This window comes from Bosea sp. 29B, assembly GCF_902506165.1.
Lineage (GTDB): Bacteria > Pseudomonadota > Alphaproteobacteria > Rhizobiales > Beijerinckiaceae > Allobosea.
On the sequence record NZ_LR733817.1, the window covers coordinates 6,235,396 to 6,261,735 of the forward strand.

At 67.9% G+C, this 26,340-nt stretch carries 23 protein-coding genes; 5 read left to right on the top strand and 18 right to left on the bottom strand.

Annotated features, from left to right (window positions below):
* Positions 1-103 precede the first annotated feature (103 nt).
* From GV161_RS30370 to GV161_RS30390, 5 genes are all read right to left on the bottom strand, one after another.
* Positions 104-1,066, bottom strand: a complete 963-nt coding sequence (locus GV161_RS30370) for a cysteine synthase family protein (RefSeq protein WP_152012986.1) — start codon at positions 1,064-1,066, stop codon at positions 104-106.
* A 20-nt stretch (positions 1,067-1,086) separates the two neighbouring features.
* Positions 1,087-1,386 carry an AzlD domain-containing protein gene (locus GV161_RS30375; RefSeq protein ID WP_152012987.1) on the bottom strand — a complete coding sequence of 100 codons (300 nt, stop codon included), beginning with the start codon at positions 1,384-1,386 and terminating at the stop codon, positions 1,087-1,089.
* Positions 1,383-2,093: an AzlC family ABC transporter permease gene (locus GV161_RS30380; protein WP_152012988.1), complete on the bottom strand. Its 711-nt coding sequence runs from the start codon at positions 2,091-2,093 to the stop codon at positions 1,383-1,385. The genes GV161_RS30375 and GV161_RS30380 overlap by 4 nt, the downstream gene beginning before the upstream one ends.
* Before the next feature lie 17 nt (positions 2,094-2,110).
* Positions 2,111-2,974, bottom strand: coding sequence for an AraC family transcriptional regulator (locus GV161_RS30385; RefSeq protein ID WP_152012989.1), 864 nt, complete (start codon positions 2,972-2,974; stop codon positions 2,111-2,113).
* An 85-nt stretch (positions 2,975-3,059) separates the two neighbouring features.
* On the bottom strand, positions 3,060-4,271 hold the full coding sequence (locus GV161_RS30390; protein ID WP_152012990.1) for an MFS transporter: 1,212 nt from the start codon (positions 4,269-4,271) through the stop codon (positions 3,060-3,062).
* A 72-nt stretch (positions 4,272-4,343) separates the two neighbouring features.
* Between GV161_RS30390 and GV161_RS30395 the strand changes: the two genes are divergently transcribed.
* Together GV161_RS30395 and pepT are read left to right on the top strand one after the other, a co-directional pair.
* Positions 4,344-5,414: an AraC family transcriptional regulator gene (locus GV161_RS30395; RefSeq protein ID WP_152012991.1), complete on the top strand. Its 1,071-nt coding sequence runs from the start codon at positions 4,344-4,346 to the stop codon at positions 5,412-5,414.
* On the top strand, positions 5,389-6,618 hold the full coding sequence (gene pepT / locus GV161_RS30400) for a peptidase T (protein WP_152012992.1): 1,230 nt from the start codon (positions 5,389-5,391) through the stop codon (positions 6,616-6,618). Before GV161_RS30395 ends, pepT begins: the two co-directional genes overlap by 26 nt.
* A gap of 113 nt (positions 6,619-6,731) precedes the next feature.
* Here pepT and ligA read toward each other — a convergent pair whose 3' ends face one another.
* The gene (gene ligA, locus GV161_RS30405; RefSeq protein ID WP_152012993.1) at positions 6,732-8,882 is read right to left on the bottom strand and encodes an NAD-dependent DNA ligase LigA; all 2,151 of its coding nucleotides are present in this window, start codon (positions 8,880-8,882) and stop codon (positions 6,732-6,734) included.
* Between the two features lie 192 nt (positions 8,883-9,074).
* On the opposite strand from ligA, the gene GV161_RS30410 reads away from it, so the two are divergent.
* Positions 9,075-9,884 carry a DUF2189 domain-containing protein gene (locus GV161_RS30410; protein ID WP_152012994.1) on the top strand — a complete coding sequence of 270 codons (810 nt, stop codon included), beginning with the start codon at positions 9,075-9,077 and terminating at the stop codon, positions 9,882-9,884.
* Positions 9,885-10,015: 131 nt separating this feature from the next.
* Here the strand turns inward: GV161_RS30410 and GV161_RS30415 are convergent, their stop codons facing one another.
* The 3 genes from GV161_RS30415 to GV161_RS30425 are packed head-to-tail and all read right to left on the bottom strand — an operon-like array spanning position 10,016 to position 12,964.
* Positions 10,016-10,819 (bottom strand): carbohydrate ABC transporter permease, encoded by an 804-nt coding sequence (locus GV161_RS30415; protein WP_152012995.1) that lies wholly within the window; start codon positions 10,817-10,819, stop codon positions 10,016-10,018.
* Positions 10,816-11,685, bottom strand: a complete 870-nt coding sequence (locus tag GV161_RS30420) for a sugar ABC transporter permease (RefSeq protein WP_152012996.1) — start codon at positions 11,683-11,685, stop codon at positions 10,816-10,818. The genes GV161_RS30415 and GV161_RS30420 overlap by 4 nt, the downstream gene beginning before the upstream one ends.
* Before the next feature lie 52 nt (positions 11,686-11,737).
* The gene (locus GV161_RS30425; RefSeq protein ID WP_152012997.1) at positions 11,738-12,964 is read right to left on the bottom strand and encodes an ABC transporter substrate-binding protein; all 1,227 of its coding nucleotides are present in this window, start codon (positions 12,962-12,964) and stop codon (positions 11,738-11,740) included.
* Between the two features lie 112 nt (positions 12,965-13,076).
* Between GV161_RS30425 and GV161_RS30430 the strand changes: the two genes are divergently transcribed.
* The gene (locus GV161_RS30430; RefSeq protein WP_159650600.1) at positions 13,077-13,226 is read left to right on the top strand and encodes a hypothetical protein; all 150 of its coding nucleotides are present in this window, start codon (positions 13,077-13,079) and stop codon (positions 13,224-13,226) included.
* Between the two features lie 153 nt (positions 13,227-13,379).
* Here GV161_RS30430 and GV161_RS30435 read toward each other — a convergent pair whose 3' ends face one another.
* A complete protein-coding gene (locus GV161_RS30435) occupies positions 13,380-15,485 on the bottom strand; it encodes a DEAD/DEAH box helicase (RefSeq protein ID WP_152012998.1) in 2,106 nt (701 codons plus the stop codon).
* A 233-nt stretch (positions 15,486-15,718) separates the two neighbouring features.
* Between GV161_RS30435 and GV161_RS30440 the strand changes: the two genes are divergently transcribed.
* Positions 15,719-16,537, top strand: coding sequence for an MBL fold metallo-hydrolase (locus tag GV161_RS30440; protein WP_152012999.1), 819 nt, complete (start codon positions 15,719-15,721; stop codon positions 16,535-16,537).
* 5 nt (positions 16,538-16,542) lie between these two features.
* Here the strand turns inward: GV161_RS30440 and recN are convergent, their stop codons facing one another.
* The 8 genes from recN to GV161_RS30480 form a co-directional block, all read right to left on the bottom strand.
* Positions 16,543-18,231, bottom strand: coding sequence for a DNA repair protein RecN (gene recN / locus GV161_RS30445; protein WP_152013000.1), 1,689 nt, complete (start codon positions 18,229-18,231; stop codon positions 16,543-16,545).
* 60 nt (positions 18,232-18,291) lie between these two features.
* The gene (locus tag GV161_RS30450) at positions 18,292-19,206 is read right to left on the bottom strand and encodes an outer membrane protein assembly factor BamD (protein WP_152013001.1); all 915 of its coding nucleotides are present in this window, start codon (positions 19,204-19,206) and stop codon (positions 18,292-18,294) included.
* A 168-nt stretch (positions 19,207-19,374) separates the two neighbouring features.
* Positions 19,375-20,322: a UDP-3-O-acyl-N-acetylglucosamine deacetylase gene (gene lpxC / locus GV161_RS30455; protein WP_152013002.1), complete on the bottom strand. Its 948-nt coding sequence runs from the start codon at positions 20,320-20,322 to the stop codon at positions 19,375-19,377.
* A 330-nt stretch (positions 20,323-20,652) separates the two neighbouring features.
* A complete protein-coding gene (gene ftsZ / locus GV161_RS30460; protein ID WP_152013003.1) occupies positions 20,653-22,362 on the bottom strand; it encodes a cell division protein FtsZ in 1,710 nt (569 codons plus the stop codon).
* A gap of 130 nt (positions 22,363-22,492) precedes the next feature.
* Complete coding sequence (ftsA, locus tag GV161_RS30465) at positions 22,493-23,818, bottom strand: cell division protein FtsA (protein ID WP_091840459.1); 1,326 nt, start codon at positions 23,816-23,818, stop codon at positions 22,493-22,495.
* Positions 23,815-24,744, bottom strand: coding sequence for a cell division protein FtsQ/DivIB (locus tag GV161_RS30470; protein WP_244665376.1), 930 nt, complete (start codon positions 24,742-24,744; stop codon positions 23,815-23,817). The genes ftsA and GV161_RS30470 overlap by 4 nt, the downstream gene beginning before the upstream one ends.
* A 2-nt stretch (positions 24,745-24,746) precedes the next feature.
* Positions 24,747-25,661, bottom strand: a complete 915-nt coding sequence (locus GV161_RS30475) for a D-alanine--D-alanine ligase (RefSeq protein WP_152013004.1) — start codon at positions 25,659-25,661, stop codon at positions 24,747-24,749.
* A 110-nt stretch (positions 25,662-25,771) separates the two neighbouring features.
* Positions 25,772-26,287, bottom strand: coding sequence for a MarR family transcriptional regulator (locus GV161_RS30480; protein WP_152013005.1), 516 nt, complete (start codon positions 26,285-26,287; stop codon positions 25,772-25,774).
* Positions 26,288-26,340 lie beyond the last annotated feature (53 nt).

Genomic DNA, 26,340 nt, shown 5'->3' on the forward strand with positions numbered 1-26,340 from the left:
ATTCGACCGGGTGAGAGACGACGACAGGCTGAGCCTGGCCTTCCCTCATCCGTCAGCGCTCCGCGCTGCCACCTTCTCCCCCGAGGGGAGAAGGAAGGGCCCGTCACCCCCACAAATCAGTCGACAGATACTTCAGCCCGGAATCGCAGACGATGACCGCAATCGTCTTCCCCACCTCGCGTCCGCGCAGCAGCTGAACCGCCGCCGCGACATTCGCCCCGGCCGAGAACCCGCCGAAAATCCCCTCAAGCCGCGCCAGCAGGCGCGTCGTCTCGCGCGCCTCTTCGCCGGTGACCTGCAGATAGCCATCCGCCGGCACATCCTTGAGGAAAGCGAGATCGGCCATCGCGTAGCCACCGCCCTGGATCGGATGATCAGGCCGGGTCACCGCCTCGCCCGCTGCGGCTGCAGCCCCGGCCGGCTCGACCACATAGCAGCGCACAGCCGGGCTGCGCTCCTTCAGCGCCCTGGTCACTCCGACATAGCTGCCGCCCGAGCCGATGAAATCGACGAAGGCGTCGATCGTCCCGCCGCTCTGCTCCCAGAGTTCCGGGCCGGTCGTCTGGTAATGCGCCAGCCAGTTGCCGTCGCGGTTGAACTGGTCGGCGCGGAAGGCGCCGCGCTCCCTTGTGATCCGCTTCGCCTCGTGGTCGACGAGTTCGAGATCGCCGCCCGAGACCTGCCCCGGCACCGAGCCGGGTAGCTGGTCGACCAGCACGACCTCGGCCCCGAGCGCTCGCATCATCCGGGCGCGCTCTTCCGAATTGCCCTTCGACATCACGGCGATGAAGGGGTAGCCCCTGATCCCGCAGACGATCGCCAGGCCGGTGCCCATATTGCCGGAGGTGAGCTCGACCACGGTCTGGCCGGGCTTCAGCGCGCCCGACGCTTCCGCCTCCTCGATGATGCCGAGCGCGGCCCGGTCCTTCTTCGAGAAGCCGGGATTGAGATAGTCGAGCTTGGCGAGGATGGGCCCGCTCACGCCGAGATGCCGCGTCAGGCGGTCGAGCCGGACGAGCGGCGTGTCGCCGATCGCCTCGACGACGGAATCCATCACTGGGCGCATGCGTGTCCTCCCGGCCGGCTTCAGGCCACCATGCGCAAGGCAACCACGGTCGCGACGCCGACGGCAACCACGCCGAGCAGCGGCAACCGCGTCGCAGCCAGCCCACACACCAATGCTGCGACCGTCTCGGGCCAGCCGGTCGCCAATGCACTCGGCGCGATCACCGCGATCAGCACGGCCGGTGGGATCGCGTCGAAGGCCGCCTGCGCCCGCGGCGACAGGTTGAGCCGACCGACGAGGGCGAGACCGGCGATGCGGGTGAGATAGGTCACCAGCGCCATGCCGAGGAAAGCGGCGAGGTTGATCGGATCGAGTGTCATTCGGCCAGGCTTTCGACGGGTTTCTCGGCGAGATCGCCCGCGGCGATCCAGGCGGCGGCGAGGCCGCAGAGTGCGCCCGCCAGCACATGCCAGGGCGGCCCGGCGAGCTTGTAGGCCAGTGCCGAGGCGATGCCTGCAGCCGCCACCGTCCAAGCGGTGACACGTCCTTTCCAGAAGGCAGCAGTCAGCGCGATGAACAGCGCGGTGAAGGCGAAATCGGCGCCGTAGCGCTTGGGGTCGCCGAGCGCGGCGCCGATGATCGCGCCGGTAGTCGAGGTCGTCAGCCAGCCGAGCACGAAGGGCACGACCATGGCGAACCAGTAGGCCGGCGTGACCGGATGGCTGCGCGCCCGCTTCTCGGCCAGCGCCCAGTTCTCGTCGGCCATGTAATAGAGCCCGCCGAAAATCTGCGCGTTGGAGAAGCCCTTGAGCTTCGGGGCGATCGAGGCGCTCATCAGGATGTGACGGGCATTGATCAACGCCGTCGAGAACACCAGCGCGAAGATCGGCGCCGGGCTCGTCCAGAGCTCGACCGCGGCGAATTGCGCTCCGCCGGCGAAGACGAGCACGCTCATCAGGAAGACCTCGAACGGCGAGAGGCCCTTGCCGGCAGCGAGCGCGCCGAAGAGCAGGCCAATCGGCACCGCCGCCAGCGCCGCCGGCCAGATGTCATTGAGCCCTGCACGGGCTTCGTCTTTCCAGGACATGGAGTTTCCTGATGTCGTCAGCCGTGATGGGCGGCGCGGAAGACGCCCGGCGTCACGCCGAGCCTCGCCTTGAAGGCGCGAGTCAGATGCGCCTGGTCGCAGAACCCGGTGGCGGCCGCGACCGCGCCGGGGGATTCGCCGCGCCGCAGCCGCTCGCGGGCGCGGCGGACGCGGACATCGACGAGATAGGCATGCGGCGTCAGCCCGGTCTCGCGCCGGAAGGCCCGGATCAGGTGATGCCGCGGCAGGCCGGAGCGCTGCGTCAGGTCCGCCAGCGACAGGTCCTCGTCATAGCGCTGCTCGAGCAGCTCTTTCGCCTGCGCGATCGGCCCGCGCTCGCGCCCGACATCGCGGATCGAGAGATCGGCATGGCGCGACAGGCACCAGCCATAGGCACGCAGCAGGCCTTCCTCGCCGGCGAGACCGTCGCCGCCCTCCTCCAGCGCGCGATGCGCTTCCGAGAACAGGGCCGAGCCCTCCGGGTCCTGCACGGTCGGTTCAGGGAAGAAAGGGGTTCCGATCGTCTCGTCGCCGGTCAGCGAGATCGCGACCTCGCGCATCAGCTCGATCGTTGGATAGGTCATCCGGTAGCGATAGCCGCCCTCGCTCGGCGCGCCGTCATGGACATCGAGCGGGTGGTTGAAGACGAGATCGCCAGTGCGGGCGAAGAGCGTGCGGCCACGGGCATGCCAGAGCTCGCAGCCCGACAGGATCGTGCCGACTGCATAGGTCTCATGGGCGTGCGGCGAATAAGTGTGGGTCGAGAACTGCGCCGACAGGCATTCCAGCCCGGAGAAGCGCGCCGCCGTGAACAGGCGGGCGTGCTCGCCCTCCCGGAGCGGCATCTCCTGCAATGCGTCGCCTTGGCTGATCAGATCCATGGCGCAAGATAGAGCGGAACGGCGGCCTCATGTCTTGAAGAAAAGTGATGGCGACGATCACGCGACCGTCGCCATCTGTCAGGAGTCAGGGACGCGGCGGCTCCTTGCCGGCGACGAGCACCAGCAGCGCGCCGGCAAGCGTCGCCACCGCCATGTAGCCGATCGGGCCGAGGCCGCCGACATGGTTGACCAGCAGGCCGCCCAGCACCGCGCCGCTGGCGATCGCGACCAGGAAGGCCGCCGTCACGAGCCCGCTCGCCGATTCGGCATGGTCGGCCGCGACGCGCACCATCCAGGTCTGGAAGCCGACCGGCGCGAAGCCGAAGGCGAAGCCCCAGAGCGCCACCGTGATCCCCGCCACGATCGGCGAGGCGCCGAACTGGAGCATGACCAGCGCCAGCACGCCGATCGCCAGCGCGAACGAGACGATGGCGAGCTTGACGCCGCGCCCCGCCACCGCGCCGCCGGCAAAATTGCCGACGACATTGCCGAGACCGTAGCCGAGCAGCACGACAGTGATCGCCGTGACGCCGAGCTGCGGCGCATGCTCGAGGAAGGGCCGGATATAGGTGAAACCGGTGAACTGCCCGGAGATAATGACGAGCACCGAGATCAGCATCAGCCGGATGCTCGGGCGCGAGAGCAGAACTCCCAGCGTGCCCAGCCGCGGCGCCGCCTGCGGCGGCAGGGCCGGCATCGTCGCCAGCAGCGCCAGCAGGGCGACGCCAGCGAGCGCAGCCGAGAGCCCGAACACCATGCGCCAGCCGATCAGGGAATCGAGATAGGCCCCGAGCGGCCCGCCGCCGATGAAGGCGGCCGAGACCCCGGCCGAGATCAGCGCCAGCGCCCGCGGCACCGACTGCGCCGGCACGAGCCGCAGCGTCAGGGCCGGCGCCATCGACCAGAAGCCGCCGAGCGCAAGGCCGAGCAGGAAGCGCGCCGCCAGCAGCATGACGAAGCCGTTGGCCAGCGCCGTGACCAGGCTCGACAGAGCGAGCAGCGACAGCAGCGACCAGAGCACCAGGCGCCGGTCGAAGCGGCTGGTGACGATCGGCGTGAAGATCGCCGCGGCGACGCCGACCAGCGAGGTCACTGTGACAGTCTGTCCGGCGGCGCCGACGCTGATCGAGAGATCGGCGGCGATCGAGGTCAGGACGCTGGCGGGCAGGAATTCGGCACTGACCAGTGCGAATACACCCATGGAGAGGGCGAAGACCGCCGGCCAGGCGGCCGTGCGCTCTTCGGGCACGATGCCGACAAGTTCGGCATCGGCTGTGGCTGACAAGGAATCCGACATAGGTCGCTCCAGGAAGATCGGACACCGGAGTTAGGCGTGACCGCCTGGAGCTTCCATGCTAAAAAACCCGGCATGCTTGACCAATCGTCCAGAAGATCGGGACCCGACCCGCTCACGGAGATGCTCCGAGGGCTCCGGCTCGAAGGCGTAGACTACGCCCGCTACGAGATGACGACGCCCTGGTGCCTGCTGTTTCCGGCCCAACCGGCGGCGCGTCTTCACTTCATGGCCGAGCGGGGCTGCTGGCTGCGCACGCCCGAGGGCGAGTGGTGCCGGCTCGAACAGGGCGATGCCGTGCTGATGCCCCGCGGCGTCGAGCATGCTCTTGCCAGCGAGCCCGGCCTCTCGGCGAAGCCCAACGGCAACTGCGCCTTCCAGCACTGCTGCGGCGAGATCGCCGAGGCGCGCGGCGGGGCGGGAGAAGGCGACGCGACCTTGTTCTTCAGCGCCAGCCTCTGCTTCAACGTCGATGCCCAGCACCCGATGCTGCGGATGATGCCGGAGCTGATGTGGGTGCATGAGATGGCGGTGGCCGAGCCGGCCATCCCCGCCTTGCTGACCACCATGGCCTGCGAACTCGCGCTCGATCGCGTCGGCGCCGGTGGCATCCTCACCCGCCTGGCGGACGTGGTCGCCGCCGCCCTGATCCGCTCCTGGGTCGAGCGCGGCTGCGGCAGCGCCAGCGGCTGGGTCGCCGCCGCCCGCGATCCCGATATCGGCCGCGTGCTCGCCGCGATCCATCTCAACCCGAGCGAGGACTGGACGGTCGATGCGCTCGCCAAGGTGATGCACGCCTCGCGCTCCGCCTTCGCCGAGCGCTTCGCCAGCGTCGTCGGCGAGACGCCGGCCCGCTATGTCCTGCAGGTCCAGATGCAACAGGCCAGGCAATGGCTGGAGCGCGACCGGATGCGGATCTCGGCCGTGGCGCGCCGCCTCGGCTACGATTCGGAGGCTTCGTTCAGCCGCGCCTTCAAGCGCGTGATCGGCAAGCCGCCGAGTCATTTCCGCAATGCCGAGCCGCCGATCCGCGCGACGCGGCCGGTCGACGCCTCCCCTGCCGGCAGCGCCTCGGGGCGCCTCGCCGACCACAGACCGCCAAGCCTTCGACGGGACGACCATGAGCATCCGCCAGCAATTGATTGAGCGCTTCTTCCGCTATGTCGCGGTCACCAGCCAGAGCGACATCAAGGCGACGACGCTGCCGAGCACGCCGGGCCAGCAGCGCCTCGCCGAACTCCTGGCCGACGAACTGCGCGCGCTCGGCCTCGACGACGTCGTCATCGACGACCGCGCCACCGTCACGGCGCTGAAGCGGGGCACTGTGGCGGGCGCGCCCAGGATCGGCTTCATCGCCCATCTCGACACCTTCGACGCCGGCCTCTCGCCTGATATCCGTCCGCAGCTCCTGCGCTTCGAGGGTGAGGACCTCTGCCTCAACCGCGACCGGGACATCTGGTTGCGCGTCGCCGAGCATCCGCAACTGCGCGACTGGCAGGGCGCTGAGATCATCGCCAGCGACGGCACCAGCGTGCTCGGCGCCGACAACAAGGCGGCGGTCACCGTGGTCATGACCCTGCTCGCCAACCTCGGCCCGCAGGATCGCCATGGCGACATCGCCGTCGCCTTCGTGCCGGATGAGGAGATCGGCCTGCGCGGCGCCAAGGTCATCGACCTCGCCCGCTTCCCTTGCGACTTCGCCTACACGATCGACTGCTGCGAGCTTGGCGAAGTAGTGATCGAGAACTTCAACGCCGCCGCCGTGGAGATCACCCTCTCCGGCGTCAGTACCCACCCGATGTCGGCCAAGGGCGTGCTGGTGAACCCGGTGCTGATGGCGCAGGATTTCATCAGCCGCTTCGACCGGGCAGAGACGCCGGAGAACACCGAAGGTCGCGAGGGCTATGTCTGGTTCAACGCCATCACCGCCAATGCCAGCGAAGCCAGGTTGGGCGCGCTGATCCGCGATTTCGACAAGGAACGCTTCGAAGCGCGTAAGCGCCGTTTCAGCGAGGTCACCACGGAGATCGCCGCGCTCTACCCGACCGGCCGCGTCGAGTGCGTGGTGAGCGACACCTATGGCAACATCCATGACAGCCTGGGCGACGACGAACGCCCGGTCGAGTTGCTGTTCGGCGCGCTTGAAGCGCTGCAGATCAGGAAGAAGCAGATCCCGATGCGTGGCGGCACCGACGGCGCTGCCCTCTCGGCGCGCGGCCTGCCGACGCCGAACTTCTTCACCGGCGCCTATAACTTCCACTCGCGCTACGAATTCCTGCCCGTCCCGGCCTTCGAGAAATCCTATGAGGTGGCGCGGATGATCTGCACGCTGGCGGCGGGGCGGGGGTAGAAGCGGCCGTTTTCCGTCATGGTCGGGCTTGTCCCGACCATCCACGTCTTCCTTCGGGCAGCGCGGTGTTCAAGACGTGGATGCTCGCCACAAGGGCGAGCATGACGGTGCTGCTACCCTCCGACCAGCTCGAACCAGCCGGCTTCGTCGATCACCTTGACCCCGTGCTTGGCGGCATCCTTGAGCTTCGAGCCGGCACCCGGCCCCGCCACCAGCAGATCGGTCTTCGACGAGACCGAGCCGGCGACCTTGGCACCGAGTCGCTCGGCCATCGCCTTGGCCTCGTCGCGGGTCATGCGTTCGAGCGCGCCGGTGAAGACGACGATCTGGCCCGCGACCGGGCTGGAGGACGCCACCGCCTCCAGCGGCTGCGGCGTCACCTCTCCCAGCAACCGGGCGAGCATCTGCTGGTTGTGCTCCTCGGCGAAGAATTGCAGCAGCGCCTCGACCACGGTCGGGCCGACGCCGTCGATCGCGTCGAGCGCCGCGCGCTCCTCGCTTTCGGGGTTCTCGGCGGCGAGGCAGGCTGCCTGCAGCGCCTCGAACGAGCCGTAATGGCGCGCCAACAGGCGTGCATTGGTTTCGCCGATATGGCGGATGCCGAGCCCGAAGATGAAGCGGTTGAGTGGGGGCTTGCGCCGGTCGTCGATCGCCTCGAACAGCTTCTTGGTGCTGGTCGCGCCGAAGCCTTCCTTGTCTTTGAGCTTCTTCAGGCTGGCGGCATCGCGCTCAGCCAGCGTGAAGATGTCGGCCGGCTGCTTCACCGGCAGGTCGGGATCGTCGTGGAAGAACTCGATCTGCTTGTCGCCGAGCCCGTCGATGTCGAGAGCGTCGCGCGAGACGAAGTGCTTCAGACGCTCGACCGCCTGCGCCTCGCAGATCAACCCGCCGGTGCAGCGGCGCACCGCATCCTCCTTGCCCGAGCGCGGATTATGCTCGCGAACCGCATCCGAACCGCAGACCGGGCAGGTCGTCGGGAAGACGTAAGGCTGCGCGTCGGCAGGGCGCTTGGCGAGGTCGACCGCCTCGACGCGCGGGATCACGTCACCGGCGCGCTTCACCGTGACGGTGTCGCCGATGCGGATGTCGCTGCCGTCACGGATCGGCAGGCCCTTCGAATCGAAGCCGCGGATATAGTCCTCGTTGTGCAGCGTCGCATTGGTGACCACGACGCCGCCGACCGTCACAGGCTTCAGCCGCGCCACCGGCGAGAGCGCCCCGGTGCGGCCGACCTGGATGTCGATCGCCTCCAGCACGGTGGTCGCAAGCTCGGCCGGGAACTTGTGCGCGATCGCCCAGCGCGGCGCCCGCGCGACGAAGCCGAGCCTGGCCTGCAGCGAAAGATCGTCGACCTTGTAGACCACGCCGTCGATGTCGTAGCCGAGCGTGGCGCGCTGCGCCTCGATCGACCGGTAATGCGCCAGCAGCGCCTCGACGCTCTCGCAGCGCGCCATGAGCGGATTGGTCCTGAAGCCCCAGCGCGCAAAGGCTTCGACCACGCCGAACTGCGTCGGCGCCGGCAGGACCGGCATCTCGCCCCAGGCATAGGCGAAGAAGCGCAGGGGCCGGCTCGCGGTGATCGAGACGTCGAGCTGGCGCAGCGAGCCGGCGGCGGCGTTGCGCGGATTGGCGAATTCGCGCTCTTCCTTCTCGCGCTGGCGCTGGTTGATCGCGGCGAAGTCGGCATGGCCGAGATAGATCTCGCCGCGCACCTCGGCGATCTCAGGCACGTCCTTGCCCTTCAGCCGGTGCGGGATCTCGGAGATGGTGCGGGCATTGGCGGTGACGTCCTCGCCCTCCTCGCCGTCGCCACGCGTCGCGGCGCTGACCAGCTCGCCCTTCTCGTAGCGCAGCGACAGCGAGAGCCCGTCGATCTTCGGCTCCGCGGTGAAGGCGATCGGCTGATCGTCCTTGCGGCCGAGGAAGGTCCTGACGCGCGTGACGAAATCGGCGATGTCCTCGTCGGCGAAGGCGTTGTTGAGCGAAAGCATCGGCACGCGATGCCGGATCTTGGCGAACTTGCCCGAGGGCTTCGCGCCGACCTTCTCGGACAGCGCCTCAGCCCCCTTGAGCTCCGGAAAGGCGCTTTCCAGCGCGGTCAGCCGGCGGAACTTCGCGTCGAAGGTCGCGTCGTCCATGATCGGCGCACTGTCGCTGTGATAAGCGGCATTCGCGGCGGCAATCTCCGGCCCGAGCATTTCATGCTCGGCGCGGGCGGCTTCGGGCGTCAAATCTTCGACGGGTGTGGGAACAGTCTGAGGCATGGCGCAGTTCTAGTTCAGGGGAAGTATCCTGCGAAGCTCCTGTTTCACGATTTGGGTACGCCGATTTGTGGCAGGAGCGCGCCGGGTGTAAGCTACCCCCGCTGAAATGGATGCTCGACGCCTCGCAGGTCTTGACCGGAGGATCGCGTCAGGACCGCCAAGGCGAACCGGGCCGCAACCGGGAAGAACGCCATGGCCGATACCCATATCCATCATCCCCCGATGGCGGCGAACGATGCTGCGCCTGCCGATGCTCTGCCGGTCAGCGAAATCCGCGTCGCCGACATCAAGGACGCGCTCAAGCAGGGTTATTCCGATTTCATGGCCCAGCCGAGCCATCTGCTCTTCATCGCGCTGATCTATCCGATCGCCGGCATCCTGCTCGCCCGATTGACGGTGAGCTACAACATCTTCCCGCTGCTGTTCCCGCTGGCTTCGGGCTTTGCCCTGCTCGGCCCGTTCGCGGCGATCGGCCTCTACGAGATCAGCCGCCGTCGCGAGCTCGGCATGGACACCTCCTGGAAGCATGCGCTCGATGTCGTGCATTCGCCCGGCATCGGCCAGATCGCGCTGCTCGGCGCAGTGCTGACGGGCGTCTTCCTCACCTGGCTGTTCAGCGCCTGGGTGATCTATCGCTGGCTGATGGGCGATGTGCCGCTCGAATCCTTCGAGGGCTTCATGATGCCGCTGCTGACCACGGTGAATGGCTGGACGATGGTCATCCTCGGCAATGCGCTCGGCCTGCTCTTCGCCATCCTGGTGTTCTCGATGACGGTCGTCTCCTTCCCGCTGATGCTCGACCGGCATGTCAGCATGGCGACCGCGGTGAAGACCTCGATGGCCGCTGTCGAGAAGAACCCGCGGGTGATGCTGTACTGGGCGCTGACGATCACGGCGCTGCTGGTGCTCGGCTCGCTGCCGGTGCTGGTCGGCCTGATCCTGGTCATGCCGATCCTCGGCCATGCCAGCTGGCACTTCTACCGCAAGGTCGTGCCGCGGTAGGCGCGTTGCGCTTTGCCGTCATGCTCGGGCTGGCCCCGAGCATCTCAGGCCGGATGGGGCGCTGACTGGCGCCTCATCGTCATGAGATTCTCGGGTCTGCGCTTCGCTCCGCCCGAGAATGACGATCCTCGTTAATGCTGATCCACCGAGACCTCGCGCGTCAGCCCGCGCCGGACCAGCCCGACCGCGAGCAGCACCGGCAGCGAGGCGATCAGCCCCATCGCCGAGAGCCTGCCCCACAAGGTCTCATCCTCGTTGATCAGCGTCGCGATGAAGGCCGGCAAGGTGAATTTCGACGGCGTCTGGATGAAGAGCAGCGCGAACAGGAACTCGTTCCAGCTCATGATCGCGACGAAGACCGCGGTCGCGATCAGCCCGGGCATCAGCAGCGGCACCACGATCTGAAGCAGCCGCTTCACGAAGCCGGCGCCGTCGAGCATCGCCGCCTCCTCGAAGGAATAGGGCACGTCGCGGACGAAGCCGAGCAGCATCCAGATCGCGAAGGGCAGCGCCAGGATCTGGTTGGCGAGGATCAGCCCGAGATGGGTGTCCAGCAGGCCAAGCGCCCGCAGCACCTGATAGAGCGGGATGGCGAGCGCGATCGGTGGCGCCAGCTTGATCACCAAGACGAAGCCGAGGAAGACGATGTCGAAGCGCCTGGGCAGCTCGAAGCGCGCCAGCGCATAGGCGGCCGGCAGGCCGGCCAGCAGCGCCAAGGCCACCGTGCCGAGCGCCACCACGACGCTGTTGAGCCCGAGGCGCCACATCCCACCGTCGAGCAGCACGCGGTAATGCGTCAGCGTCGGATCCTGCGGCCAGAGCGCGATCGAGGTCGAGACATATTCGGCCGGCGGCTTGAACGAGGTCGCGACCATCCAGACGAGCGGGATCAGCGAGAGCGCGCAAAGGCCGAAGGCTGCGATGATCCGGATCATCGGCCCGCCCCCTTGAGCAGCGAGGCCGCATAGATCACCGCGAGCAGGCCGGCGACGACGATCATCACGACCGCCGCGGCCGAGGCCAGCCCGATGTCGAAGAAGCGAAAGCCCTGCCGGTAGACGAACATCGAGACCGTCTCGGTCGACTGCCCCGGCCCGCCGCCGGTCATGGCGTAGACCTTGTCGAACAGCTTGAAGCTGTCCACCGAGCGCAGCAGCGCCGCGACGAAGAGATAGGGCGCAAGCAGCGGCAGCGTCATGTCGCGGAAGCGCCGCCACGGCCCGGCGCCGTCGACGCGGGCTGCCTCGTAGACGTCCTGCGGGATCAGGCGCAGCCCGGCGAAGATGATCAGGAAGGCGAAGGGCGCGGTCTGCCAGAGATCGACGAGCACGATCGACCAGAGCGCGAGGTTCGGGTCGAACAGCCAAGGTACGCCGGGCAGGCCGACGGTACGCAGCAGGTTGTTCAGGAAGCCGAGGTCGAAATGGAACCAGGCCCGCCAGATCGCCGTGACCACCATGGTCGAGAGCACGAAGGGCGCGAGCAGCAGCGTCATCACCAGCGTGCGGCCGGGAAAGGCACGGTTGAGCAGCAGCGCGAGCCCCAGGCCCGCCGCGACTTCGAGTACCGTCGCCACCACCGTGAACAGCACGGTATTGGTCACCGCCTGCCGGAAGAAGCGGCTGTCCCAGAGCTCCTGGAAATTCTCGAGCCCGACGAACTTGGCGTTCTCGAAGCCGTAATCGGTGGCGAACAAGGAGAGCGCCAGCGTCCGCCCGAGCGGATAGAGCGTCAGCCCGGCGAAGATGATGAGTGCCGGCGTCAGCAGGAGCCAGGGCAGCAGGCGGCGGGAAGCGGTCATTACGTCCAGACGAAAAGCGGGCCGCCTCGCGAGGAGGCGGCCCCCGTTAAGGTCAACGCGTCAGGGCGCGGGCGATCTGGGCGTTGGCCTCGGCCAGCGCCTGCTTGGGCTGCAGCTGACCGATCAGGGCAAGCTGGAGGTAGTCGCCCAGAATGGTCTCGACGCGGGCCCACTGGCTGATGCGCGGACGGGCCTGGGCAACGTTCAGCGCCTCGAGCTGCGCCGGGTACCAGCGATACTTGGCGACGAGGTCCTTGTCGTTGAACAGCGCGGTGAGCGTCGGCGGGTTGCCGGTCTCGAGCGCGATCAGCTTCTGGTTCTCCGGCGAGGTGACGAAGCGGATGAAGTCGGCGGCGCGCGCCTTGTTCGGCGAATCCGCGGGAATGCCGAGCAACCAGGCGCCCAGCATCGGCGCCGGCCCCTTGACCTCGCCCGGTGTGGCGACGACTTCGACCTGACCGGCAACCTTCGAGGCGTTGCCGTCGAGCGTGCCGGCCCAGGACGACCACATCTCGACCGCGATCGCGGCGCGGCCCTGCTGGATCGCATCACGCAATTCAGTCGCGTTGTAGGTCTCGACGCCCTTCGGCGCGAGCGCCTTGAACGAGAGGAACTGGGTCAGCGCCTTCTCGGCCGCCGGCGTGTCGAGCACGGCCTTGCCGTCGGCGCTCACCACGTCGCCACCATGCGCCCACAGCACCGGCAGGAAGGAGGTGACGATCGGGTTGCCCTTGATGCCGCGGAAGACGAGGCCGGAGACACCCTGCTCCTTGTCCTGGATCACCTGCGCCGCCTTGACGACGTCGCTCCAGGTTTTCGGCCGCTCGAAGCCGTGCTTGGCGAGCAGGTCCTTGCGATAGGCGAACATCGCGATGTTGCCGACGAAGGGCGCGGCATAGAGCTTGCCGTTGTGCTTGGAGACATCGATCGCCGACTTGACGAACTCGCCCGGCAGGCCGCCGACGGTGTCGAGGTCGGTAAGCCAGCCACGCGCCATGAACTCCGGCGCCCAGATATCGTCGAGCATGGCGACATCGGTCGCCGCCGTCTTCTCGCGCGCGCCGACCGCGAGGCGCTCATAGAGGGGGCCGCCACCGAGCTCGAGCCGCTCGATCTTCACAGCCGGATTCTTGGCCTGGTAGAGCTCGACCATCTTGGCGAGCGCCGGCGCGAAGCCGGCATCACGCCCGGCGATCACCAGCCGGTCCTGCGCGGCGGCGGGCAAAACGAGCCCGGCCAACATCAACACGGCGCCGAGCGCCTTACCCATCGTCCTCATCGCGATCCCCCGTCCGGGTCTCTGCCCGGGCGGGCATTGTGGGAGCGGATGGCTGGGGAGTGCAACAGCTATGCGACGATTTTGGAACAATCCCGCACGGCAGCGCGTTCGGATGGTGCTGCGGCGCTGCTGCACCGATCATCAGCCGTTGCGCTGCGACGGCAACGCAACCGGAGGGGGCTCCACCATGAACAACATCATCTACATCGTCGGTCTGGTCGTCGTCGTCCTGGCGATTCTGTCTTTCCTGGGGTTGCGCTAAGCGGCCGGCTCAGGTCCCAGCGCGACGCTGCTCCAGCGCGTCATGCTCGCCCTTGTGGCGAGCATCCATGCCTCGAACACCGCCCTGCCCGAAGGAAGACGTGGATGGTCGGGACGAGCCCGACCATGACGGTAAGCCCGAGATCAGCCTGCGCTAGCGATCGTCGCGGCGCGGCTTCTTCGCTCCGAAAGGCTTCTTGCCAGTGAAGGGCTTCTTGGCCCCGAACGGCTTTTTATCGCCGAAGCTCTTGCCCGCCGGCCGTGCGTCGCCGGCGCCCGGGCGCTCGCCGCCATGCGGCGCGCCGAATGGCTTCTTGCCACCCTCGAACTTGCCGCCCTTGAACTTGCCAGCAAACGGCTTGCCGCCGGGCTCGTTCTTTTTGTCGAAGGGCCGCTCGGGCCGCAGGATCGCGGTCTCCTCATAGGCCGGCTCGCGGTCACGCCGCGTCGGATCATAGGGCTTGGCGCCGAACGGCTTGCCCTTGCCTTCATAGGGTTTGCGCGCCGGCGCCGTCGAACGCTCGTCGCGCTGCTCGCGCGCCGGATGAGCGCCGCGCGGCGCATGGCTCGCCTTTTCGGCGAAGGGCTTGGCCGGACGGCGCTCGTCTTCACCCGTCACCGGCTCAATGATGATCTTGTCGCGGTCGACCGCCTTGGCGAGTTGCGCGAAGCGCTCGGCCACCTCGGCATCGATCTCGACCTTGGTCTCCTTGTCGAAGATGCGGATCGCGCCGACCTCGTCGCGCGTGATCTTGCCGCGCCGGCACAGCATCGGCAGGAGCTGGCGCGGGTCGGCGCCGTCCTTGCGGCCGATGTTCAGGCGGAACCAGACGGTATCGCCGCGCGGACCCGACCTCTCGCGGCGCTCCGGCCGCTCGGCGCCACCATGCTCGCGCGGCCTTGCGTAATCCTCGGCGCTGCGCACGGGACGGCGTTCATCACGACCGAAGTTGGGATCGCCGACCTCTTCGGCCGCGGGCAGGCGCGAGCGATAGACACGCACCAGCGCCGCCGCGATCTCCTCCGTCGAGCGCCCCGCAAGCAAGGCCGCGACCATCGGCGCATCGTCCTCGCTCGCCTCGCCGGAGAGCAGGGGATCGCTCAGCAGGCGCTGCTCGTCGAGCACGCGGATCTCGTCCTGCGTTGGCGGGCCGGCCCAGCTCACCTCGATCTTGGCCTCGGAGATCAGCATCTCGGCCTTGCGCCGGCGCGAGGCCGGCACCAGCAGCACGCTGGTGCCCTTGTTACCGGCGCGGCCGGTGCGGCCCGAGCGATGCTGCATCACCTCGGGATCGTTCGGCAGCTCGGCATGGATGACCAGTGTCAGGCCCGGCAGGTCGATGCCGCGCGCCGCGACGTCGGTCGCGACGCAGACGCGGGCCCTGCCGTCGCGCAAGGCCTGCAACGCCGAATTGCGCTCGCTCTGGCTGAGCTCGCCCGAGAGCGCCACAGCCGAGAAGCCGCGCTCCAGCAAGATCGCCTCGAGATGGCGCACCGCGTTGCGGGTGTTGCAGAACACCAGCGCCGTCGGCGAGTCATGGAAGCGCAGCAGGTTGACGACCGCGAGCTCGGCCTCTTTCGGGAAGACGCGGATGGCGCGGTATTCGATATCGGCATGGCCGCGCTCGCCGCCAGCCACCTCGATGCGCAGGGCATCGCGCTGATAGCTGCGCGCCAGGGCGATAATCGCCTTCGGCAGCGTCGCCGAGAACAGAAGGCTGCGGCGCTCTGCCGGCGCCGACTTCAGGATGAATTCGAGATCGTCGCGAAAGCCGAGATCGAGCATCTCGTCGGCCTCGTCGAGCACGACCGCCCGCAGGCCCGAAACGTCGAGGCGGCGGCGTTCGATATGGTCGCGCAGACGGCCGGGCGTGCCGACGACGATGTGCGCACCCTCGTCGAGCAGAGCCGCCTCGCGGCGCGGGTCCATGCCGCCGACACAGGAGATCACGCGGGCATTGGTCTGCTTGTAGAGCCAGCTGAGCTCGCGCTGGACCTGGAGGGCGAGTTCGCGCGTCGGCGCGACGATCAGCGCCAGCGGCCGTTCGGCCCGCGGCAGGGCCTCGGCGTCGCCGAGCAGGTCGGCGCCGATGGCGAGGCCATAGGCCACCGTCTTGCCCGAGCCGGTCTGCGAGGAGACCAGCAGGTCGCGGCCGGCGGCCGCCTCTTCCAGCACTGCGGCCTGGACGGGGGTCGGCTCGCTGTAATTACGGTCGGCGAGCGCCCGCGCCAGCGGCGCACTCGTGGAGATGAAGGACATCGATGTCAGGCCTTAGATTGCAGCTGGCAGGTCGGCAGCACGCAGAACGAGGGGCGGCGCCGGACGCGGCACCGCGATATTGCGCTGCACATAGAGGAAATCGCAGGAAAAGGGAATGCAGCATCGATCCATCCCGTATGCGGCAGCGGATGCCGGCCATGCCGCCCGCTCCGTTGTCGGCGCAGAGAGCTGCATGGTCTAAGCATATCACACCGGAGCGGGGACTTGACGAGATGAGCGAGACTTGGCGACGCGTCGGCGCTTACGACGTGCTCACGCTCCACGATGGGATCTTCGAGGCGTCGCTCGACGTCCTGATCCATGCCGATGGCGAGGCCGCGCGCGACGAGGCCGTGGTGCGCTGGGGCAAGCCGAAGGTCAGCATTCCCGTCAACTGCTTCGCTCTGAAGGGCGCCAGCGGGATCACCCTCGTCGACGCCGGCACCGGCCCCTCCTGGGGCTCGGCGATGGGCCATGCCCCCGCCGCCATGGCTGGCGCCGGCATTGCACCCGAGCAGGTCGAGCGTGTCCTGATCACGCATCTTCATGGTGACCATGCACTCGGGCTGCTTGACAGCGAGAACGCCCGCTTCCCGAATGCCGAGATCGTCGTGCCCGAAGCCGATTTCGGCTTCTTCGGAAACGAGACCAACCGCGCAAAGACGCCGCAGAACCGGCAAGGTGGCTTCGCCGTCACGGCAGCGGTGAAGAAGCATTATGCTGGCCGCATCCACCCTGCCCCGGCCGGCATCGTGCGGCCCGGCATCACATTGATCCCTCTCCCCGGCCATACCGCCGGCCATAGCGGCTACCTGATCGAAGGCGAGCAGAGCCTGCTGCTCTGGGGCGATGCGCTGCATCTCTCTGATCTGCAGGCCACCGATCCGGGAATCGGCTTCGTCTATGATTTCGACGCCGCCACCGCCCTCGCCTCCCGCCGCGCCATCCTTGCTCGCGCAGCGGATGAAGGCTGGCTCGTCTCGGGCGGCCATATCGAAGGTTTCAGACGCGTCGTCGCGAACGGCTCGGGGTACGAACTGATCCCGGCCTGACCCGACTAGCCGCGCATCCCGGCCGCATCGAGCAGCTTGCCGGCGGCCGCCCTCGCCTCCTCGGTGATCGAGGCCCCGGCGAGCATGCGGGCGATCTCCTCGCGCCGCGTACCATCCTGCAAGGGCGAGACCCGGGTGACGGTGCGCTCGTCGACGCCCTCCCCGCCATCAGCCGACTTGGCGATCAGGAAATGCTGGCCGGCCTTGGCCGCGACCTGCGGCGCATGCGTCACCGAGATCACCTGCACCCGCGCCGCCAATCGGGCCAACCGCTCGCCGATCGCATCCGCCACCGCGCCACCGACGCCGGTGTCGATCTCGTCGAAGACCAGGGTCGGCGCCGAGCCACGCTCGGCCAGCACCACCTTCAGCGCCAGCATGAAGCGCGAGAGTTCGCCGCCCGAGGCGACCTTCATCATCGGCCCCGGCCGCGTCCCCGGATTGGTCTCGACCCAGAACTCGACGCGGTCGAGCCCTTCCGGCCCGCGCGCATCGGGATCGCTGTCGATCTGCGTGATGAAACGCGCCCGCTCCAGCTTGAGCGGCGGCAATTCCGCCTTCACCGCCGCATCGAGCGCCGAAGCAGCCCGGATGCGCCCTGCGGACAATACCGTCGCGAGCGCGACATAAGCCGCCTCGGCTTCGGCGAGCTCCGCCTCCAGGCGCTTCAGCGAGCCTTCGCTCTCATCGAGCGCAGCCAGATCGGCCGCCATGGTCTCGGCCAACGCCGCCAGCGCATCGACCGGGACATCGAATTTGCGCGCCGCCGCGCGCAGAGCAAACAGCCGCTCCTCAACACGCTCCAGCACGCGCGGATCGAATTCGGCAGCGCGTACCGCAGCCTGCAGCGTCTCCCCCGCCTCCTCCAGCGCGACCACCGCCGTGGTCAGCGCCGCGATCGAGGGATCGACAAGCTCCGGCGCTTGGACGGCACGTCGCTCCAGCCGGCGCAGCACACCCGACAGGGCGGAAACAGGCGAAGCGGTGCCGCCGACCGCCTCATAGGCTTCGATGATGTCGCGGGCGACCTTCTCGGCAGCCATCATGCCCTGGCGCCGCGCTGCCAGCGCCTCTTCCTCACCCGGCTCGGGCGCGAGCTTGCCGAGCTCGGCCACGGCATGGCGCAGGAAATCGGCCTCCTTGCGGGCCGTCTCGACCCGGATGCGCTGGCTCTGCAGGGCCTGGCGCGCCTTTTTTAGCGTCTCGCTGGCGCGGGCGACCTCGACCGCCTGCGCGGCCAGCTCGCCGAAGCTGTCGAGGATGGTGCGGTGCTGGGCCGGGTCGGTGAGGGCGCGGTCGTCATGCTGACCGTGGATCTCGACGAGCGCCGCGCCGATCATGCGCAGGATCTGGACGCTGACCGGCTGGTCGTTGACGAAGGCGCGGGTGCGCCCGTCGGCATATTGCACGCGCCGCAGGATCAGGTCGCCGTCGGTGTCGATCTCCTGCGCTTGGGCGAGAGCCCGCGCCGGATGCGCCATCGGCAGGTCGAACACGGCGCTGACCTGGCCTTGCGTCTCGCCATGGCGCACCAGGCCGCCGTCACCGCGTGCGCCCAGCGCCAGCGCGAAGCCATCGAGCAGGATCGACTTGCCGGCGCCGGTCTCGCCGGTCAGCACGCTGAGCCCGTCCTCGAAGCCCAGGTCGAGCCGGTCGATCAGAACGATGTCGCGGATCGAGAGCTGAGCGAGCATGGTGACTCAGCTCCCTTGTGCCGGCCGGAGATGGCCTCGCCGGGACACCAGCAGACCGACTTAGAGGCGACCGAGACCGGTTATCCCGACGACAGCGCGGGTGAAGCCGTTGAAGGTCCGGCTGATATAGGAGCCGCGATCCTCACGTGGCTGCAGGCCGCCGCTCTCGAGGAGCGTATAGGCGTCCTTGTACCAGGGGCTGTCAGGGAAGTTGTGGCCGAGCACCGCCGCGGCGGTCTGCGCCTCGTTGGTGATGCCGAGCGCCATATAGGCCTCGGTCAGGCGCATCAGCGCCTCCTCGACATGGCGCGTGGTCTGGTACTTGGTGATGACGTCGCGGAAGCGGCCGACGGCGCCGGTGTAGTTGCGCTTCTCGAGGTAGAAGCGCCCGACATTCATCTCCTTGCCGGCGAGCTGGTCGCGCGCGACCAGCATCTTCTCGCGCACGTCGATGACGTATTCCGACTTCGGATAGCGGTCGAGCAGTTCCTGCATCGCGCGCAGCGCCAGGTCGGTACGCTCCTGGTCGCGCGTCGCGTCTGGAATCTGGTTGTAATAGGACATCGCCAGGATGTACTGCGCATAGGCCGCATCCGGGCTCGCCGGGTTCTGCGCCAGGAAGCGCTTCGAGGCGGTGATCGCGTCGTCGTATTTCTGCGCCTCGTAATTCGAGTAAGCGGCCATGATCAGGCCCTTCTTCGAATAGGGCGAAAATGGCGCCTGCTTGTCGATCTCGTCGAACTTCTTGTTCGCGCCTTCGGTGTCACCGTTCTGGAGACGGGCGAGGCCTTCATTGTAGAGCTTGTCGGCCGGAACCTCAGCCACCACCTCGGGCTTGTAGGTCTCGGGGCGATCGAAGGGGTTGAGCGAGCTCATCGTGTCGCAGCCGCCGAGCGTGGCCGCAAGGGCAAAGGCCAGCACAAGACGCTTGCCGCCGCTGGTCGATTCGCCGGAGTTGATTGTCTTCAGCCGCATGACGCTCACTTCATCCGTCCTTGTGACGCCCTTCGGTAAGAGCGCGCGAAATGGCTTTAGCTCAGAAGCAGCCTTTTCGCCAAGCGTGACGGGCGCTTCATGCAGTGCGTTCGCCGTTTCCAACAGGAAACGGGCGAATGCAAGGCGTGGCGTCGCGTAATACCCTGCTCAGTGCAGGTCGGGCGCAAGCGCGGCAGGCACCGGGCCGGCCGCCATCTGCACCGCATGGTGGGCGAAGGCCGGCTGGGCCTCGACGATCGCGTAATTGGCGCGGTCGGCGAACAGGGCCTCGAGGATCCGGACGTTCATGCGATGACCGCCGCAATAGGAACGGAACTCGCCGAGGATCGGGTAGCCGGCGAGCGCAAGGTCGCCCACCGCGTCGAGGACCTTGTGGCGCACGAATTCGTCGGCGTAGCGCAGGCCTTCGGGATTGATCACCTTGTCGTCGCCGATCGCGACGGTGTTGTCGAGCGAGGCGCCGAGCGCGAAGCCGGCCTTCCAGAGCTGCTCGACATCGCGCATGAAGCCGAAGGTGCGGGCGCGGGAGATCTCGCGAGCATAAGCCTCGGGGTCGAGATCGAAGATCTTGCGCTGGCGGCCGATCGCCTTGGTGTCGAAGTCGATCTCGACATCGAGGCGGAAGCCGCTCTCCGACGGCGAGAGCTCGGCGAAGGCGCGACCCTGCTCGATGCGGACCGGGCGCAGGACCTTGAGGTAGCGGCGGGTCGCGCCGAGGGCGACGAGGCCGGTCGCCTCGATGGCGTTGACGAACTCGGCGGCGCTGCCGTCCATGATCGGCATCTCGGGACCGTCGATCTCGATCAGCACATTGTCGAGGCCGAGGCCGGCACAGGCCGACATCAGATGCTCGATCGTGGCGACGGAACCGGAGACCTGGTCACCGATCACGGTGCACAGCTCGGTGGCACTGACCTTGTTGTGGCGGGCGTGGATCAGCTGCTCATGGCCGCCTTCGAGGCCCTTGCGCAGGAAGACGACGCCGGAATTGGCAGTGGAGGGCCGCAAGGTCAGGCAGGCGGGAGCCCCGGAATGAACGCCGATGCCTTGGAGGGTCACGGGCGAGCGTAGGGTCGTCTGCCGTTCAGCCATCATACTCAGTATCCGATCTTAAGCGCGACGATCTCTGGGCCGGCGCCTCGCGGCGCAACCTCTTCGACGATCGATGCGGTTCCCTGATGTGCAGTGAACTCGGGACTAATCCCGAATCCCCTTACCCGGTGATGCGCTGCAAGATACGCGCAGGCGCATTGGCTTCAAAATCACGCTTTCTTTCGCTCTGTAACAGAGGTTACAAAGCCAGAAAATCTTAACCATCTGCTTGATGTATATGGTTTTTCAGACGTTAAAAAAGGCCCGGCGGACAGTGCCGCCGGGCCTTTTGTTAAACCGGTTGAACCGGCCGGGAAAGCTCGGTTCGAAAGCTCAGTTCGACTGGCGGCGCAGGAAGGCCGGGATCTCGAGCTGGTCCTCTTCCGTATTGCGGGCCGGAGCTGCGCGGCCGAGCTGGTCGAGCTGGCCCTGGGCCGGCCGGGTGGCAGGCGCCGGCGGGCGGCGCATGAACTCGGCATGGGCGGCGCTGGGGCCGGCAGCCGGAGCTGGAGGCGCCTGGCGCGGGGCGGGAGCCGGCGGCGCCATCGGCACCTCGGCATACTCGTCCTCCTTGCGGCCGAAGCCCACCGAGGCGAGGCGCTGCATCAGCGACATGCGCTTCTGCTCGACCGAGGCCGGTGCGGGAGCCGGCACCGCGCCGCGGCTCTGCGCGATCTGGTGCTGGGCCGGCAGCGGCAGATCCTCGACGCGCGGCATGCGGGTCGGGCGGATCACAGCGCGCTCGGGCATCGGCGGGATGAAACTGTCCTCATGATGCGGCACGAAGGCTTCGGCGACAGGCGCCTCGGCGACCGGCGGAGCGACCATCGCCGGACGCGGCTGGGCCGGCTCGATGCGGACATCGGCAGCGAAGCTGACCGGGGCCGGCGCGGGAGCGCGGACCGGCTCCGGCGTCATGGTCTCGGTGACGGGAGCCGGCATGGGCGCGGGAGCAGGCGCTGAGGCGGAGGTGCGGATGTTCGGGACGGCCGAACGCAGCCGGGCCTCGGCCTTCAGCCGCTCTGCGACCTCGGCGATACGGGCTTCGGTCGGGTCGAGCTCGCCCTGGGCAGTCATCGGCTTGTCGATGCCGGTGGCGACCACCGAAACGCGCATTGTGCCTTCGAGCGCCTCGTCGAAGGTGGCGCCGACGATGATGTTGGCCTCGGAGTCGACCTCCTCGCGGATGCGGGTGGCGGCCTCGTCGACCTCGTAGAGCTTCATGTCGCGCCCGCCGGTGATCGAGATCAGCAGGCCGCGCGCGCCCTTCATCGAGACGTCGTCGAGCAGCGGGTTGTTGATCGCGGCCTGGGCGGCCGAGAGCGCGCGCTTCTCGCCCTGAGCTTCGCCGGTGCCCATCATCGCCTTGCCCATGCCGCGCATCACGGCGCGCACGTCGGCGAAGTCGAGGTTGATCAGGCCGGGACGGACCATCAGGTCGGTGATGCAGGCGACGCCCGAATAGAGCACCTGGTCGGCCATGCCGAAGGCGTCGGCGAAGCCGGTGTTCTCGTTGGCGACGCGGAACAGGTTCTGGTTCGGGATGACGATCAGCGTGTCGACGGCCTCGTTGAGTTCGCCGATGCCGGCCTCGGCCATGCGCATGCGGCGCTGACCCTCGAACTGGAACGGCTTGGTCACGACGCCGACGGTGAGGATGCCCATGTCGCGGGCGACGCGGGCGATCGCCGGGGCAGCGCCCGTGCCGGTGCCACCGCCCATGCCGGCAGTGATGAAGACCATGTGCGCGCCGGCGAGATGATCGCGGATCTCGTCGATCACCTCTTCGGCGGCCGCACGGCCGACTTCAGGCTGCGAGCCGGCGCCCAGGCCCTCGGTGACCTGGAGGCCCATCTGGATGATGCGCGGGGCGCGGGCGAGTGCGAGCGCCTGCGCGTCGGTGTTGGCGCAGACGAAATCGACGCCGTCGAGACCGGCCTCGATCATGTTGTTCACGGCATTGCCGCCGGCGCCACCGACACCGAACACGGTGATCCGGGGCTTCAGTTCCCGGATGTCCGGGGCTTGCAGGTTCATCGCCATGATTGCCTCTTTCACTGTCTTGTCCGGCTCCTGGCGGGCCGTCCCGTCTTCCACGCCAGGGGCCTTAAGCCCCGCTCTGCTCGTACTCACCCCGGTCCGCGCCGGCCTTTCGGCCGTGCGGGCCGCAACTCTAGAAGCTCTCGCGCAGCCAGCGGCCGACGCGGGAGAAGTAGCCATCGGTCGCATGGGCGAAGAACGACGCCCCCGCCCGCGGTTCGAAATGTTCGACATGCGCGACCTGCGGATAGACCAGCAGGCCGACCGCCGCCGCGAAGGACGGGCCCTTGCCCGCTTCCGGCAAACCCTTGATCCCGAGCGGGCGGCCGGTGCGGACCTGGCCGCCGAGCACGCGCCGCGCCACTTCCGGCATGCCGGTGAGCTGGCAGGCACCGCCGGTCAGGACGACGCGCCGCCCGGCCTCGGCCGAGAAGCCGGACGCCTTCAGCCGATCACGCACCAGTTCGAGGATCTCCTCGACGCGCGGCTTGATGATCCGGACCAGATGCGACTTCGACAGGTGGTTCGGCGTGTCCCGCTCGTCGTCGTCGACCTGCGGCACCGCGATCATGTCGCGCTCGTCGGACGGGCTGGCGATCGCCGAGCCGTGCAGCGTCTTCAGCCGCTCGGCGGCGGAGACACGGGTCGAGAGCCCGCGCGCCACGTCCATCGTGATGTGGTTGCCGCCGACGGCGATCGCGTCGGCATGGGTCAGGTGCCCGCCGGAGAAGACGCCGAGCGAGGTGGTGCCGCCGCCCATGTCGACCACGACGACGCCCATCTCGGCCTCGTCGTCGACCAGGACGGAGAGGCCAGCCGCATAGGGGCTCGCCACCACCGCCTCGACCTCGAGATGGCAGCGCTCGACCGCGAGCATGACATTGCGCGCCGCCGCCGCTTCCGCCGCGACGACATGCATGTCGACCGAGAGCGCCCCGCCGATCAGTCCGCGCGGATCGAGCACGCCGGGCGAGCCGTCGAGGGCATAGCCGGTCGGCAACGCATGCAGCACCGCCTTGCCCGGCCGGATCGCATGGGTCGCCGCCGCTGCGAGCACGCGCTTCACGTCGGAATCACCCACCGAGCCGCCGCGCAGGTCGACGCTGGCCTGGTAGTGCTGCGAGTTCAGCCGGCCGCCGGTCAGGTTGACGATGACCGACTGGACCTCGACCTTGGCCATGCGCTCGGCCGCGTCGACCGCGGCACGGATAGCGCGCTCGGCACTTTCCAGATCGATGATCGCGCCACCCTTCAGGCCGAGCGAGCGCTGGTGGCCGATGCCGATGATGCGCGCAACATGGGTGCGCCCACGCAGCCGCTCGTTCGCCTCAGCCGGGTTCAATTCGGCGATCAGGCAGACGACCTTGCTCGTGCCGATGTCCAGAATCGACAAGGTCGCGCTCTTGCGCGACGACAACGGACGCATCCGCGGGGTCAGGCCTTGCGAGGTCAAGCTCATGCCTCGCCGCCCTTCTTCTTGGTCTTGCTCTTGAGCTGCTCGAACCGCGTCGTCGCGGCCTCTTCGGTCAGGCGCATGGTCACCCGGTCAGGCTGGCGCATGTCGATGGCGATCAAGTCCTTCTCGCTGATTCGGAAGTCCTGTTCGAGGCTGGCCAGGCGCTTCAGCGCGGCGCCGGCGCCCTGCTCCGGCAGCCGGACGTCGGCACCGGTGTCGAGCTTCAGGTTCCAGCGCCGGCCGGCGACAAGGCTGCCGGCGCGGATGCGCGAGCCGAAAGAACCGGCATCGCCGAGCAGCGTGATGTACTCCTTCGCCCGCTTGTTGGCGTCGGGACCGACGACCAGCGGCAGGTAGGCGAAGCGACCATCATCCATCTTGTCGATCACCGTGCCGTCCTGAGCGATCAGGAAGAGGTCGCCCTTGACCTGCCAGAGCGCATAGGGCTCGCGCTCGGTCAGGCTGATCGAGATCTCGCCGGGATAGAGCTTGCGGACCGAGGCCTCGCGGATCATCGGCGTCGCCTCCAGGCGCTTGCGCGCCTCGTCGGCGTCGAAGAAGGCGAGCGAGATCTTGGGATCGATGCCGGCGGCGACCAGCACCTCGATCTCGGACAGTCCGTTCAGGCCCGAGATGGTGATGCGATCGATGCCGAGGCCGACGAGCCGGGCCAGCGCATGCTTGGGCTCGCCGTAGTTCTCGCGGAAGGTCTCGTAATGGCCGCCCAGGATCGCGCCGCTCACGCCCGTGAGCACGAGGAAGCCGATCGCCAGGAAGGAGCCGAGACCGCCCGGCAGCCGCTCGGCCAGCGGCACCGCGACGGCGCTGCGGCGCGAGCCGCGGAACCAGCGGCGCGAGCGCTCGCCGACGAGGAGCTGCGGCCCCGTCACGCGCATCGGCAGGTTGGCGCCGGCGAACACCGGTTCCACCTTCACCGATTCAAGGAGGCGTCCTCGACGATCCATTTAACGAGCTCACCGAAGTTCATGCCCGCATGGGCGGCTAATTCAGGCACAAGGCTGGTTTCGGTCATGCCGGGCTGCGTGTTGACCTCCAGCCAGACGAGCGTGTCGCTCTCGTCGTCGTAGCGGAAGTCTGAACGGCTGACGCCGCGGCACCCGATTGCTTGATGCGCCGTTAACGCACACTCTTCGATTTGGCGGTAAAGATTCGGTAAAATTTGCGCCGGGCAGATGTGGATTGAACCGCCTTTGGCATATTTGGCGTCGTAGTCGTAGAACTCGCCCGTCGCCGCCCGAATCTCCGTTACCCCCAAGGACTTGCCGTCCATCACCGCGCAGGTCAGTTCGCGCCCGGCGATGAAGGTTTCGGCCAGCATGGTCTCGCCACAAGGCCAGTCCGGCCGGGCGATCTCCTGGGGCGGGTGCTCGCGGCCTTTCTTAACGATCACCACCCCGACGGAGGAGCCTTCGTCGATCGGCTTGATCACATAAGGCGGCGGCAGGGGATGCCGTTTCGCAGCCTCGAAGCGCGACACGGTCACGCCCTTCGCCACCGGCACGCCGGCGGCCGCCACGACCATCTTGGCCTTGTCCTTGCGGATGGCGAGCGAGGACGCGAGCACGCCGGAATGGGTATAGGGGATGCCGAGGATCTCGAGCACGCCCTGGATGGTGCCGTCCTCGCCGTAGCGGCCGTGCAGGGCGTTGAAAGCGACGTCGGGCTTCAGCTTCGCCAGCACCTCAGCAACGTCGCGGTTAACCTCGACACGCGTGACGCGATAGCCGACGCCTTCCAGCGCCCGAGCACAGGCCGCGCCGCTGCTGAGGCTGACCTCACGCTCGACGGACCACCCGCCCATCAGCACTGCGACATGCTTGCTCATCAAGGTTCCTGACACCGAACTCCTGGGTCCGAACCTGATCCGAGATGGTTAACGGCGCGTTAACGATGAGCCCTGCCGGTTAATGACGAGCCGGCTGTTGCACGCCGGACTCACTCCCCTTCCCCGGCCGCGACCTTGGCCAGCAGGGCCTTGAGCTGCGCGCGCTCGGCCGGATCGAGTGCCGAAATCAGCGCTTCTTCCGTCGCCACATGCGAAACCACGAGCCGCTCGATCAGCGCGAACCCCTCAGGCGTCAGCACGATGCGCAGGCTGCGCCGATCCTGAGGATCGGCCTGCCGCGCGATCAGCCGACGCTTCTCCAGCCGGTCGAGTCGATTCGTCATCGCCGAGGTCGACAGCATCATGTCCTTGGCGAGTTCGGACGGGGTCAGCGAGCCACCCTGCTCGCCCTGGCGGCGCAGCGTCATCAGTACGTCGAAGCCGGCGAAGTCGAGATCCTCGCCGACGAGATTGCGCCCGACGCCGAGGCGAACCCGCTCGGCCGCCCGCCAGATCGCGCCGCAGATCGCCATCGGGCCGGGATCGATGTCGGGTCGCGCCCGGCGCCATTGCCTGAGGATCGAATCGAGCGGTCCGCCTTGCCCGGCCTCGTCAGCTTGACTCATGGAAATCCCGCACCTAATTATCCCGTATCAAATAATTCGATGTCGAATTATAT